The organism is Haloarcula amylolytica (assembly GCF_049705545.1).
GTDB lineage: Archaea > Halobacteriota > Halobacteria > Halobacteriales > Haloarculaceae > Haloarcula > Haloarcula amylolytica_B.
The window spans coordinates 2,012,030-2,025,182 of record NZ_JBNAMU010000001.1; the positions used below are offsets into that span (position 1 = coordinate 2,012,030).

A 13,153-nucleotide genomic window follows, 5' to 3' on the forward strand; every position below is an offset into this window, starting at 1 on the left:
GGTACCACCATCACCCCGGGAGCCGTAGTTTCAACGTTGCAAGCCCCGCTATTCGATTCGCTCGACCGGAGTCCGACAGGAGGAACAGGTCTCTTTGTCGATAGCGACGAAGACGGACTCACAAGACGGGCACTCGTAGAGATTCGACTCCGGTTCGTCGGCGTCCGCGTCGTCACCACTACCGCTGGTAGAGTTGGCCTGTGCTCGTTTCCCGGCCACCGTGCTGGCCTGTGTCCCGTCGTTCGGCCGCCCCTTCCCACCCGAGAGGACATCCGATACGGATTCTTTGATTTTGTCTAGCATCGCGAGTTGTTACGACATACTAGTCATTTGAATTACTTTAATGGCTGTGATTTTCCAGCCAGTGACAACTCCGGTCGACTTTCCAGCAGACGGGCGGTCAGAGGTCGTCGAGCGGCCGTGGCGATGCCTGCTCGTACTCGATGACGTCGAACCCTTCGTGGGCCTCCCGGGACAACTCCGTCCACTCCTCGCCAAGGTCCGGGAAGTAGCGGTCCCCTTCATTGCGCTCGTGGATGCGGCTGAGGAAAACCCGGCTTGCGAACGGGAGAAACAGATCGTACACCGCTTCGCCGCCGATGACGTAGGTGATCGGTGGCGAGTCGCTCGCTCCGGTGGCGTCGCCGCCGAACGCCTCAGTCGAACCGGCGCGAGCGGCGGCCTCTACGGCTATCTGCGGCGTCGTGGCGTACTCGACTGTCTCCGAGTCGGCGCTCCGGCTATCGTCGCTCGTCAGAACGACCGTGTAGCAGTCCGTGAGCGGGTCCATCGAATCGAACGTCCGTCGGCCGAGGATGACCGGATGGCCCGCGATGCGGTCCTTGTACTGTCGCACGTCTTTGGGATAGTGCCAGGGGACGCCGCCGTCCAGGCCGATGACGTTGTTCTCGTCTGCGGCGACCACGAGGACCAGTTCGGTGTCGGGTATTGCCGTCATTTGTACCCCAGTGCCTCCAGCCGGTCGTCAAGGTTCCCGGCAAACTGCGTGTCGGACGCGTCCTCGAACTCGGTGTAGCCCTCGAGCGGTGTCGCGATATCCACGTCTGCGTACCGGTCGCTGTCGAAGTGGTCCCGGACGATGGCGGCGTCGATATCGCTGTCCTCGGCCGTGCCGCCACAGCCCCTGATGATGGATTCGTGGGCACTGTCGCCCCATGCCGCCCGTTTTCGGACTACATCGCCGGGCCTGTCGTGGTAGACGATCCGGGCGTGCTTCGCGAACGGGGCGGCGTCGCCACAGACCCGTTCGGCCTCCTCGCGCATCGCCGGACCGATGGGAGCCTGGGACGCGACGACGGTCCCACTCGGCGAGGCAAACGCCGGCCCATCTGCGGTGCCTTCATCGAGCGCTATCGCCCGGACGGCGTCGGGGAACCGGCTGAGCGTCGCCAGGTCGGTGACGCGGTGGCCGTGCCGCTGGCCGGGGGCACGGACGACAAGCGGGACGTGGTACATGGCGTCGTGGGTTCCGATGCGGTGGCTGACGGCCGGGGGTTCCTCGGAGATCGCCGTCGGTTCGCCGAAACCCTCGCCGTGGTCGCCGGCGAAGACGACCAGCGTATCGTCGAGGACACCCCGTTCGTCCAGCCCGCGGATCAGGGTCTCGAAGATGGCGTCGGCCTGCCGAACCGCGCCGTCGTATATTTGTTCGAGAATGCTGGCAAAGCCAAGCGACAGGTTCCCCGAGAGGAACTCCCAGTGCCACTTGAACCCCATCGACTCCTGGAGTTCACGGGAGCGTTCGTCGCTCCACTCGTCGTATTCGGCGAGCGGTTCGTACGGCCGGTGGGTGTCCATCAGGTTGATGCAGGCGGCCCACTCGCTCTCCCGGCTGTCGATCCAATCCAGCGTCCGGTCGGCGTACCAGAAGCCGTTGGGCCAGTCACCCAGCGAGCCGTTCGTCTCGTAAGCCGAGTCGTACTGCTCGGGCGAGCCGATGGCCGTCTGGAACACCTCGTCAAGCCCCGATTCGTGGTCGGTCAGGAACGGATTGTCGGAGAACAATCCCGTGTCATATCCCGCATCGGCCAGTTCCTCGAAGATCGTGTGGCCGGCGTCGAGTCTAGCGGTGTGGTCGACGCCGTGTTCGTGGGCCTCGTGGCCCGTGAACATGCTGACGTGGCTGGGGACCGTCCAGTTGCTCGGGCTCCGAGCCTGCGTGTACACCGTCGCCTCCTCGGCGAAGGCGTCGAGGAAGGGCGTCGTCCCCCGGCGATAGCCCAGTACGGAGGTGCTCCGGGCGCGGAGACTGTCAGCGACGACGAGCAACACGTTGTGACGCGACATCTGAGCGAGAGTTAGCGCCGAGCGATAAAAGGCCCGCGGCACAACTGCGTGGGTATCACTCTTCGTCGGGATCGACGACCCGCTTGCCGGTTTCCTGCGGAACGACGACCCTGTCGGGGTTCTCCCACTCACGGTCCAGTTCCCGACCCTCGAACAGGCGGTCGAGGAAGACGGCCAGGGAGGCGACCTCGGAGTGTGGCTGGTTGGTGACGCCGACGTTCCAGTCGGCGTGTTCGTACACCTCGAAAGGGACTTTCTCCGCGCCGACGACGACCAGCAGCGGTTCTTCAGTGTGGGCTTCGCGGACATCGTCCTCGATATCCTGGACCGGTTCGCCGTACATCGTCAGGTGGACGACGCGCCCTTCGAAATCACGGATAAGGCGCTTTGGCTCCTCTGTTGAGGCCACGTCGAAGGGGCCGCCGAAGCGGTCGGTGATGTCGATGACGGTATCAGCCTGGTTGCGGGCGGCATTGGCCAGCACGACCTTGTCGGCCCCCAGCGCGCGTGCGGTCAGCCCGACGTGGGTCGTCATCCGCTCGTCCCGGCCGGGCCGGTGGCCCAGTCGGAGCACCGTCACCCGCGGCGAGCCCTTCATCCGTCGCTCCGTGCTGCTTCGATAGCGGACCGGACCGGCTCGTAGGCGATTTCGCTCCACTCGACGGGCTCGTCGTTGACGAATACGGTCGGCGTCCCCTGGACGCCGCGGTCGATACCGGCCTCGCGGTCGTCAGACACTGTCGGACGGTACAGTTCCCCCGTCGCGGCCGCTCGCACCGTCTCGCCGTCGACATCCAGTCCCTCCGTCAGTTCGGCGTAGGTGTCCGGCCCCAGTTGATTCTGGTTCGCGAACAGGCGCTCGGAGTAGGTGAAGAAGGCCGCCGCGCCAACGTTGTCCTGAACGGCGCGCGCGGCACTTGCGGCCTGCCACGAGACCGTCTCGTCGACCGGAATCGGGAAGTCGTGAAACTCGTATCGCACGGTCCCATCAGCGAGGTAGTCGTCGCGGACCTGTGGGTAGACGGATTCAGAGTAGGTCGCACAGTGCGGACAGGCGTAGTCTTCGTACACCGCAACGGTCACGTCGGCCTCGGGGTCGCCCGCCACCGGCGTCGAGAGCGGTTGGCCCGGGAGGGGCGTCGGCGTCTCCGTTGCCCCGGTCGATTCCGACTCCGAGCTACCGCCGGAACAGCCGGCCATCGCGCCGACAGTGCCGACGGTGGCCGCCAGCAGCCCGCGGCGAGTGAATCGAGTCATAACCGACTCTCACAGGGGAAGCTATAAAACGACGTTGTCATCCGTTACTGGGGTACGGATTCCCCTGGAATCGGCCGCGACCACAACGTTTTTTCTCGCATAGGAAGCATCGCAACTATGGACGTATCAGAGAAGCGAATAGTCGTCACCGGCGGGGCGGGCTTTATCGGGTCGCATCTGGTCGAGCGCCTCGTTCCGGACAACGACGTAGTCGTCGTCGATAACGAAGCGAACGGGCAGTCCGAGTGGGTCCACGAGGGCGCGACCTACCTCGATGGTGACCTCACCGATCCCGACGTCGTCGCCGAGGCCATCACCAGCGATGTTGACCTCGTCGTCCATCTAGCGGCGTCGAAACTGGTCGACACGGACACGCCCCGCCGGCAGTTCGAGGACAACAGCGACATCACGTACAACATCCTCGAACGGATGCAAGAGGCCGGCGTCGAGAACCTCGTGTTTACGTCGTCATCTACTGTATACGGAGAAGCGCCGCGACCGACTCCGGAGGACTACGCGCCGCTTGAGCCCATCAGCGTCTACGGCGCGACGAAGCTCGCCGAGGAGTCGCTCGTCTCGACGTACACCCACAGCCACGACATCCAGTCCTGGGTGTTCCGGTTTGCGAATATTGTCGGCCCCCGCCTCCGCGGGGCGGTTATCCCAGATTTCATCGAGAAGCTCACCGAGGACCCGTCGACCCTGACGATTCTCGGCGACGGCCGCCAGGAGAAGTCCTATATGCACATCTCCGAGTGCATCGACGCGATGCTGTTCGCCGTCGAACACGCCGACAAGGACCACAACGTGTTCAATCTCGGCACGCGGACGACCACGTCAGTCGACCGTATCGCCAGCATCGTCGCCGACGAGATGGACATCGATCCCGAGTACGAGTACACCGGCGGCGACCGCGGCTGGACCGGCGACGTGCCGCGGATGCGTCTCTCCGTCGACAAACTCTCGGCGCTGGGCTGGGAGCCCGAACAGTCGAGCGACGACGCGGTGCGGCAGTCGACCCGCGAGCTGCTCGAAGAACTCTGAGCGCGGCGTCAGGCCGGGTAGGTGCCGTTCAGTTGCGCTTTTTCGACGACGTGGCCGCTGGCCGCGTCGTACACGTCGTCCTTGTCTGCTGCCGGGGAGAGATCGAGGGTCGTATCCAGCGCGTACAGGAGGAACCTGTACGTGTGCTCCCGGTCCGGTGGGCTCGGACCGCCCCAGCCGACCTCGCCGAAGTCGTTCTGTCCCTCTGTGGCCTCGTCTGGCTCCCACCCCTCCGGGATCCGGCCGATGTCCGGCGGGATGTTCCAGATGAGCCAGTGGTCCCACACCTTCCCGGCTGGCTCTTCGGCGTCCGGGTCGTCGACGATGAGGAGAAGCGACGACGCGGCCGACGGGACGTTCTCCACCTCCAGCGGGGGGTTCGTGTTCGCTGCCGAGTAGCCGTGTTCCTCGGGGATTCGGTCGCCGTCGTCGAAGGCCGGACTCCGGAGCTGTAGGTCTGCCATGTGCGTATATTTGACAGGCAAGCACAAAAACGTCGTCCCGGCAGTCATTTGCGGCTCCGCGCCGAACCGCTAGCCGTGCAGGTCGTGGGTTACCGCGCGCGGGTCGATGAACACGCCGCGCTCCTGTTAGCCGAGGACGGGAGCGTTACTACTGAGCGACTGGACCCGGACACGGAACTCTCCTACACGCTCAGCGAGCGCCACTGTGCTGGCGCGGTCGACGGCGACCGGCACTTCCGCTGTGACAACGACCCCGCGCCGTACTGTCCGGAGCACACCGACATCTGGCCGTGTGCGCGCTGTACCGGGGACTGCAACAAGCCCCTCGACACCTGTGACGAGGAACACGCGGTGTATCTGGCGGCGTTCGCGCCGGCTGTCATCAAGGTCGGCGTCACCCGCTCCTGGCGACTGGAGACGCGGCTCCGCGAGCAGGGGGCCGACAGGGCCGCCCACCTCCGGACCGTCGCTGACGGCCGCATCGCCCGGCAGGTCGAGGCGGACATCGCCGTCAAGTTGGGGGACCGGGTCAGAGTGCCCACGAAAATATCGGGCCTCGATCAGTCCGTCGACACGGACTGGTGGGCGTCGCTGTGTGAGCGCTACGACCCGCTGACGACGTACGACTTCGAGTACGGCCTATCCCTTTCAGACCGTCCGATGGCCGAAACCCTGGCGACGGGGACCGTCCGGGGGACGAAAGGACGAGTCGCCGTGCTTGAGAACAACGGCAGCGTCTACGCCGTCGACCTCCGACAGCTCGTCGGCTACGACCTCACAGACGGCGGAACCGACCGCGACCTCCAGTCGAGTCTCGGCGCGTTCGGGTAACACGGGAGACCAGCGTCGCTGTAATCCGAACTTGACCGTGCAGAAGACATTTAGTGGCGGCTGTTGGCCATGCTCGTGTGCGACGTGAAACCCTCCTGACCGGTGGCGTGGTCGTGGTCGTCCTGGCCATGTTCATCGGTGCAACAGCGGTCCCCGGCGCGCTCTCCGAACCCCCGGACGACGTTCGCGAGAGCTATCTCGACCTCCGCGAGACGACCATCGAGCCGGCCGCCGTCGACGGCCAGACGGTGACGCTCTCCATCGGCGCCCGGCTCTCTCACCGCGGCGGTCCCGCCGAGAACGTCACCGTCGAGACGCGGGCCATCGACGCGGACACCGGCCTCGTCGCGACGACGACGCGGCAGTCGGTCGGAACAATCGAAGGGGAACGAGAGGTATCGGTGCGGTCGAACATCACGGTCGAGCGAGCGGGCGGCTATCGGATCGATACCATCGTCTACGAAGACGGGAGCCGAATCGAGACCGGCCAGCAGTCGGTCCAGAACGTCGATGCCCTCACACCGGCATACGCCCGGAGTAGCGTGACCTTCCAGCGGTTCGAGAACGCCGGCGTCCCGCTCGATTCCATCACCTACCGGATCGACAGCGTCTCGGACAACCGGACGACGCTGAACGTCTCAGTGTACGTTACGAACGCCGGCAACACTCCGTCTGATGATCTCTCGCTCCGGCTCCGAGCGCGGCAGGCTGACTCGAACGTCATCGCCGACGAGTCGACCGTGCGGGTCGGCCAGATTCGCCCCGGCCGGACGGAGATCGTCAGAACCCAACTGACGGTGCCCGACGGCTACAACTACTGGCTCGACGGCATGCTGCTCTCCGACAGCGTCATCGTCGGGACGGAGAGTTCCCCGGCGAACCTCCATCCGACGGAGCGCCTCCAGGAGAACGAAACCAGACAGGAAGTCGGCTTCCAGTCCAGTGACTTCGAGCAGGACCGTCCGGAGGGCCAGGAGATGGACGAGCCACAGCAGACCACGGCCGGGGAAGGTCCCGGCTTCACGGCGCTGGTCGGCCTGATTGCGGTCCTCGCAAGCGCCCTCCTCACCGCACGGAGACAGACCAATGAGTGATACCTCCAACACCGACACAGCGGCACAGGACATCGACGGGGAAACCGGCGGCACTGTCGATGAGCCAGACGACGATTCGGGCCCGACGATAGCTGTCTACGCCCAGTGGGCCGTGTTCGCTATCCTCACGCTCGTGGCGCTCATCGCGACGCTGCAGTTCTACTTCTCCGCGTCGTCGGCGATTGATACGTTCGTCACCGACCGGTATCGGCCGCTGTTCAACGCGGCGTTCAACCTCGCCGTGGTGCTCGCCTGCGGGCTCGGCCTCTCGGTGCTGGTCCGACGGCTCGCCTGATACGGACTGTCGCCGGCTATATCAGGTACCCACAGTCGGCGTTTCAGTAATCCGAGATTTCAGGGGCGTGTCAGCCATACGTCGAGAGGTATCCCCATGACCCGACGACGTGCGACGCGGCGACGATTCCTGGTGAGTTGTAGCGCCATCGCCGGCGTGAGTCTGGCCGGCTGTACCGGTGGCGACGACTCGGCTGAAACCGACTCGACGCCAACGCCCACAGACGACGGCGGTGCCGGACCCGCAACGAGAACCGACGAACCGACGGCGACCGACACCGAGACAGCAACGCCGGACCAAGCGACCGTCGAGACGCTCGTCGCGGTCGGCGGCGACCGCGTGCCCGAGAACATGGCGTTCGGTCCCGACGGCGGCCTGTACTTCGGTATCACGGCCGGCGAGGTTCGGCGCGTCCCCGCAACAGAGACCGGAGCGACCGGATTGACGCTGGAAGACACGGAGCAAATAGCGACGTTGCCCGGCGCGATTGGCGTCGAGACTACACCCGACGGGACGGTGTACGTCGCTGTTGCCACGCAAGACGACCAAGCGGGCGTCTGGGAGGTTCCAGCCGACGGCGAAGCGTCACAGCTCGTCGGGATTAGCGGGTTCCCGAACGATATCCACTACGACGCCGACCGGGAGCGCCTGCTGGTGACGGAATCCCGGAACGGCGTGGTCTACGCGGTCACGACCGACGGCGAGCGGTCGACCTGGCTGGACGACGGCCGGCTCGACACGGAGAGTTTCGGCGCGAACGGAATCACCCGCGACGCCGACGGCGATATCTACGTCGCGGTGACGCGAGCCCCCGAAGAAACTGGCCGCCTGCTCCGCGTTCCGGTTGAGTCGGACGGGGCCGCCGGCGAGCCGTCGATGTTCTTCGAAGGTGGTGCGATATTCGGTGCCGATGGGATTGCCAGCCGGGACGGCGACATCTACGTCGCGGCCAACAGCCAGAACCGCGTCGTCCGGGTGACCGCAGACGGAGCCACAGACACGGTGGCGACCGGAGACGACGGACTGGTGTTCCCCTCTGACGTGCTCTTCGGACCCGGCGACCAGCGCGAGTCGTTGTTCATCTGCAACTTCGCGAACCAGTCACCCGAAGACGGCGCGATTCTCCGGACCAGCATCCCCCGCTGACAGACCGTTTACGCGGCTTGTCTCCGGACGACAACCCTTTTCAGCGGCCCAACCAAAACCGGGCGTATGGCAGACGATGAACCTGAAAACGCTGACGAATCGGCGGATGCGACCGAGGAAGGCGGCGAGGAGAAGTCCTTCCGCGAGCGGGTCGAGGAGATCCGACAGCAGCGCGCCGAGGAGCGCGAAGAAGGCGAAGGTGACGGCGAAGAGATGAGCCGCGAAGAGCGCATGGAAGAGATGATGGGCGGTGGCGGCGGCCCCGGCGGCATGGGCGGGGGCAACCCCTTCGCGCAGATGATGGGCGGCATGATGGGCGGCGGCCCCGGCGGTCCCGGTCCGGGCGGCCCCGGCGGCATGGGCGGCGGCCCGCCAGGGCAGCACGAGGAATCGGGCGGCAGCGACAACGAAGAGCTCACCCGTGAGATGCGAAAGCTCCGGGACGAAGTCCACGACATGCGACGCTCGCTCGACCGCATCGCCGACGCGCTCGAAGACTAACGGACCTCGGCTTGCTGACGTTTTTGCGGACGAAGGGGCCAGAGACGTCTCAGCCAGACGGATAGCGTCCGCTCGCCACCGAACAGTTGCGATGCGACGGCCGTATTTGAGCGGGTGCTAACAAGACGATAAAACGACACCTCACCAGTCGCTACGCATCGCAAAACGAGACGCCGGTAATCTCGAACCGTGCGCCGCCGTCGGCACTGTCGCGAACGCTGATCTCCCAGCCGTGCGCCTCCGCGACCTGCCTGGCGATACTCAGCCCGAACCCAGTCCCTTCCGTGCTCGTCGAGTAGCCGACTTCGAACACCGTGTCCCGGTCGTCTTCGGGGACGCCAGGGCCGTCGTCCGCGACGTAGAATCCGTCGTCTAACGCCCCGACCGTCACGGTCACCGCCGCTCCGGCGTGCTCGACCGCGTTCCGACTGAGGTTCTCGAATAACTGCTTCAGACGGCTCTCGTTCGCCAGGACAGTCCGGTCGATATCGATGACCAGTGTGGCATCGGCCGTCTCGACGTTCGTCCAGCAACTGTCCACGAGCGGGGCGAGCGCGACCGGTTCGCGGTCGGTCACTGTCTCACCGTCCTGTGCCAGCGTGAGCAGGTCCGTTATCAGCGTGTCCATCCGCTCGTGTGCCCGCTCGACAGCGGCCAGATGCTCACTCTCGTCCTCCTCGCGTGCCAGTTCCAGTCGTCCCTGAGCGACGTTCAGCGGATTCCGCAAGTCGTGGGAGACGACGCTGGTAAACGCTTCGAGCCGGTCGTTGTGTTGTTCGAGTTCCCGCTGGTGGTCGCGCAACTGTTCGGTCCCTTCGACCTGCTTGAGCGCGCTGGTGACGTGTCCGGCCAGGATCTCCCCGAGGACGACGTCCCGCTGGTTGAACGCCGCGGCCGTCTCCGAACCGGCCAGCAGGACTCCGTGCTCCCCAAGCGGGAGAAATAGCTCGCTTTTGATCGGCGTGTCCGGGTTGTAGATGTCCGGGTCGGCATGGACGTCATCGACGGCGAGTGCGTCGCCGGACTCGTAGACGCGCCACGCGATGCTGTCTCCGGGCGTGAAGGTCGGCAAATCGTCTAGCAGGTCGTATATCGCGTCGGATGCGGCCACCGGTTCGAGGGTTCGTTCGTCCTCGTTGTAGAGGTGGATCGTGTTCGCTTCGAGCCCGAGCACGGTGCGCGCCGTCTCGACGCCGATCTCGGCGACTTCCTCGTGTGTGTCCGCTCGAAGCAGGTCCTGCACCGACTCACTGAGAGCTTTGAGGCGGTGTTCGTGCTCCTTCCGCTCAGTAATGTCCTGCTGGAATCCGACGTAGTTGACGACTGTTCCGTCATCGTCACGCACGGGTGCGATAGACACCTGACTCCAGAACATGGTTCCGTCTTTCCGGTAGTTCCGGAGTTCGACCGATACGGGTTCGTCCGCGTCGATGGCCGCCCGCATCGCGTCGACCGGCTCTGCCTCGGTCTCCTCGCCCTGGAGGAACCGGCAGTTCCGGCCGCGGACCTCAGACTCCGTGTAGCCGGTCAGTTCCAGAAACTGCCTGTTCGCGTAGCTGATCGGGGTGTCCTCCTGTTTGGGGCCGGTGATCGTGATTCCGACCGGGGCCTCGTCCATGGCACGTTTGATCCGGGAGAGCTCCTGTTCGCCGTCTCGCTGGTCGGAGATATCCCGGACAGTGCAGACCAACTCACCGCGGTCGGTCCGCGCGAGTACGTGGTCTTCGGTGAACGTACTCCCGTCGGCACGGAGCCCCGTCGTCGTCCCGGTCCAGTAGCCGCTTGCCTCGACAGTCGGGAGGATGTCGTCGTAGATACGCGGGATGTCCTCGTCCCGGTACAGCAGCTCCCAGTGTCGCCCCCGCATCTCCTCCGGTTCGTAGCCGTAGAGGTCCGCGTAGGCTTCGTTGACGAAGATGAACTGCCCGTCTGCGTCGAGGATGCTGATCCCCTCCTGTGCAGTCTCAATGGCATCGAGTTGGCGGTTGCGCTCGCGTTTGACGCGCTGTGACTCCACAGCGTTCGTGATTCTGTTCGCGAGCACCGCGTACTGATCCGTGCCGCTCCCTTTCTGTAGATAGTCGGTGACGCCGGCCGAGATCGCGTCGCTGGCGATCTCCTCCGAGCCTTTGCCGGTGTAGAGAATGAAGGGGAGCGAACCGTACTCCTCGCGGACGGTTTCGAGGAACTGGATCCCGTTCCGGTCGGGCATGTCGTAGTCGGAGACGACACAGTCGACGTCGGTGTCGGCCAGGATTTCGAGTCCCGCCGCGGCGCTCGTCGCGGCCTGCACGTCTAACCGGTCGTCTTCGCGTTCGAGAAACGACGCTGTCATGTCGGCGAACCCCGGCTCGTCGTCGACGTGGAGAATACACATCGTCTCAGCAATATCAGCCATAACTCTGCCCGTTAGCTATACATTACAGTACGGTGACTTAATAGATAGTCTCTGGAGACAAGGACTGATCTCCCGTCGTCGTTGGCTCGCAATGTCTTCTATCGTGCGCTTCGAGATAAATTATATCTAATTGATATCTATGGCGAAAGGTGCTGTGCGCCGCTATCCCTGGCCGACCATCTCGTCCTCGTCTTCCCACTCCTGTTCGCGGAGTTCGTACTTCTGGACTTTCCCGGTCGCTGTCGTCGGCAGTTGCTCGACGAACTCCACGCGGCGGACGACTTTGTAAGTCGCCAGTTCTTCTCGGGTGAAGTTCCGGAGGTCCTCGGCTGTCACGCCCGGGTTGTCGGGGTCACCGGAGTTCGGGACGACGAAGGCCTTCGGCGTCTCACCCCACTCGTCGCTCGGCGCGGGGATAACTGCGACATCGCTGACGGCGTCGTGTTCGTAGAGGGTGTCCTCCAGTTCGATGCTGGAGATGTTCTCGCCGCCGGAGATGATGATGTCCTTCTTGCGGTCGCGGATGGCGATCATGCCGTCTTCGTCGACTGTCGCCAGGTCGCCCATGTGGTAGTACCCTTCGACGCGGTCGGAGAAGGCCTCCTCCGTCTGTTCGGGCTTGTTCCAGTAGCGATCCATCACCTGATTGCCGCGGACGACGACTTCCCCCAGCGTCTCGTCGTCGTGTGGCACGTCGTTGCCGTCCTCGTCGACGACCCGGACATCCGTCCCGAGGTAGCCGATGCCCTGGCGCTTCTTGACGCTGAAGCGGGCGTCGCTGCCGTCTTCGAAGAAGCGGCGAGCGTCCGAGGTCGTGACGAGCGGGCCGGTTTCGGTCGCGCCGTAGACGTGTTTCAGGTACCAGCCGAAGTCGTCCTCGACGGTTCGGATGACGGCCTCCGGCGGCGCGCTGCCGGCGGTCGCGATGCGCACGTCGTTGGCACCGGTCGTCTCGATATCCCCGTTGTGGTCCTCGTAGCGGTCCGCCAGGATGTTCAAGACCGTCGGCGCGCCACAGAGATACGACACGTCTTCTGTCCTGACAGCGTTGAAGATGCCTTCGGCGTCAACGCCGCGGGTACAGACGTGTTTCGCGCCCATGCCGGTGACGGAGAAGATGTGGCCCCAGCCGTTGACGTGGAACATCGGCAGCGTCCAGAGGTACACGTCGTCGTCCGAGATCTCCTGGTGGAGCGCGACGATGTAGGCATGGAGCGTCTCCGTCCGGTGGGTCCGGCAGACGCCCTTCGGGTCGCCGGTGGTTCCCGACGTGTAGTTGATGGTGATGAGGTCGTCCTCGTCCATCTCGGGGCGCTCGTAGTCGGTCCCAGCCTCCTCGATTATCTCGTCGAAGGATTCCCAGTCGCCGTCGACGGCCTCCGTGTCGTTGGTCACGAAGATCTCGGTGGGAACCTCGTCGCGGATCGGCTCGATTTTATCCGCGTACTCGTAGTCCGCGTAGACGGCGTCGACCTCGGCGTCCGAGAGGATATATTCGAAGTCGTCCGGAACGAGCCGGTAGTTCAGCGGCGTGTGGACCGCACCCAGTTGCATGGTTCCGTAGGCCGCTTCGAGCTGGTAGTGCGTGTTCGGGTCCAGCACGGCCACCCGGTCCCCCTTCTCGATGCCACGGGCAGCCATCGCCGCCGAGAACCCGTCGGCTCGCTCGCCGAACTCGTCGTACGTGAACCGCTCACCGGTTGTGGCGACGATAGCCTCTTTGTCCCCGTAGTACTCCCGCGCACGGTCGAGAAAATCCGTGGTCAGCAGTGGCTTATGCATCTCAGGCTACCGTATGGTTAATTATGATATAGTG

General features: G+C 64.6%; 14 protein-coding genes. 6 read left to right on the forward strand and 8 right to left on the reverse strand.

Annotation, left to right across the window (positions count from 1 at the left end):
• Positions 1 to 48: 48 nt before the first annotated feature.
• The 5 genes from ACOZ4H_RS10530 to ACOZ4H_RS10550 all read right to left on the reverse strand — a co-directional run bounded on the left by ACOZ4H_RS10530 (position 49) and on the right by ACOZ4H_RS10550 (position 3,564).
• Positions 49 to 303, reverse strand: coding sequence for a hypothetical protein (locus ACOZ4H_RS10530; protein WP_424329237.1), 255 nt, complete (start codon positions 301 to 303; stop codon positions 49 to 51).
• Positions 304 to 400: 97 nt separating this feature from the next.
• Positions 401 to 958, reverse strand: a complete 558-nt coding sequence (locus ACOZ4H_RS10535) for a dihydrofolate reductase (RefSeq protein WP_424329238.1) — start codon at positions 956 to 958, stop codon at positions 401 to 403.
• Positions 955 to 2,307 (reverse strand): sulfatase, encoded by a 1,353-nt coding sequence (locus ACOZ4H_RS10540; protein ID WP_424329239.1) that lies wholly within the window; start codon positions 2,305 to 2,307, stop codon positions 955 to 957. The genes ACOZ4H_RS10535 and ACOZ4H_RS10540 overlap by 4 nt, the downstream gene beginning before the upstream one ends.
• Before the next feature lie 55 nt (positions 2,308 to 2,362).
• A complete protein-coding gene (locus tag ACOZ4H_RS10545) occupies positions 2,363 to 2,905 on the reverse strand; it encodes a tRNA (cytidine(56)-2'-O)-methyltransferase (protein WP_424329240.1) in 543 nt (180 codons plus the stop codon).
• The gene (locus tag ACOZ4H_RS10550) at positions 2,902 to 3,564 is read right to left on the reverse strand and encodes a DsbA family protein (RefSeq protein WP_424329241.1); all 663 of its coding nucleotides are present in this window, start codon (positions 3,562 to 3,564) and stop codon (positions 2,902 to 2,904) included. Before ACOZ4H_RS10550 ends, ACOZ4H_RS10545 begins: the two co-directional genes overlap by 4 nt.
• A gap of 117 nt (positions 3,565 to 3,681) precedes the next feature.
• Here ACOZ4H_RS10550 and ACOZ4H_RS10555 point away from each other — a divergent pair, with 117 nt between their 5' ends.
• Positions 3,682 to 4,608: an NAD-dependent epimerase/dehydratase family protein gene (locus tag ACOZ4H_RS10555; RefSeq protein WP_424329242.1), complete on the forward strand. Its 927-nt coding sequence runs from the start codon at positions 3,682 to 3,684 to the stop codon at positions 4,606 to 4,608.
• 8 nt (positions 4,609 to 4,616) lie between these two features.
• Here the strand turns inward: ACOZ4H_RS10555 and ACOZ4H_RS10560 are convergent, their stop codons facing one another.
• Complete coding sequence (locus tag ACOZ4H_RS10560) at positions 4,617 to 5,072, reverse strand: YbhB/YbcL family Raf kinase inhibitor-like protein (RefSeq protein ID WP_424329243.1); 456 nt, start codon at positions 5,070 to 5,072, stop codon at positions 4,617 to 4,619.
• A 48-nt stretch (positions 5,073 to 5,120) separates the two neighbouring features.
• Between ACOZ4H_RS10560 and ACOZ4H_RS10565 the strand changes: the two genes are divergently transcribed.
• The 5 genes from ACOZ4H_RS10565 to ACOZ4H_RS10585 all read left to right on the forward strand — a co-directional run bounded on the left by ACOZ4H_RS10565 (position 5,121) and on the right by ACOZ4H_RS10585 (position 8,939).
• Complete coding sequence (locus tag ACOZ4H_RS10565; protein ID WP_424329244.1) at positions 5,121 to 5,903, forward strand: DUF2797 domain-containing protein; 783 nt, start codon at positions 5,121 to 5,123, stop codon at positions 5,901 to 5,903.
• Positions 5,904 to 5,980: 77 nt separating this feature from the next.
• On the forward strand, positions 5,981 to 6,997 hold the full coding sequence (locus tag ACOZ4H_RS10570; RefSeq protein ID WP_424329245.1) for a DUF7490 domain-containing protein: 1,017 nt from the start codon (positions 5,981 to 5,983) through the stop codon (positions 6,995 to 6,997).
• Entirely contained in the window at positions 6,990 to 7,292 is a 303-nt protein-coding gene (locus ACOZ4H_RS10575) for a hypothetical protein (RefSeq protein WP_424329246.1), read from the forward strand. The genes ACOZ4H_RS10570 and ACOZ4H_RS10575 overlap by 8 nt, the downstream gene beginning before the upstream one ends.
• Before the next feature lie 96 nt (positions 7,293 to 7,388).
• The gene (locus tag ACOZ4H_RS10580; protein ID WP_424329247.1) at positions 7,389 to 8,438 is read left to right on the forward strand and encodes an SMP-30/gluconolactonase/LRE family protein; all 1,050 of its coding nucleotides are present in this window, start codon (positions 7,389 to 7,391) and stop codon (positions 8,436 to 8,438) included.
• 66 nt (positions 8,439 to 8,504) lie between these two features.
• Positions 8,505 to 8,939: a hypothetical protein gene (locus ACOZ4H_RS10585; protein WP_424329248.1), complete on the forward strand. Its 435-nt coding sequence runs from the start codon at positions 8,505 to 8,507 to the stop codon at positions 8,937 to 8,939.
• A 151-nt stretch (positions 8,940 to 9,090) separates the two neighbouring features.
• Here the strand turns inward: ACOZ4H_RS10585 and ACOZ4H_RS10590 are convergent, their stop codons facing one another.
• Entirely contained in the window at positions 9,091 to 11,337 is a 2,247-nt protein-coding gene (locus tag ACOZ4H_RS10590) for a PAS domain S-box protein (RefSeq protein ID WP_424329249.1), read from the reverse strand.
• Between the two features lie 162 nt (positions 11,338 to 11,499).
• Positions 11,500 to 13,119 (reverse strand): long-chain-fatty-acid--CoA ligase, encoded by a 1,620-nt coding sequence (locus tag ACOZ4H_RS10595; RefSeq protein WP_424329250.1) that lies wholly within the window; start codon positions 13,117 to 13,119, stop codon positions 11,500 to 11,502.
• Between the last annotated feature and the right edge of the window lie 34 nt (positions 13,120 to 13,153).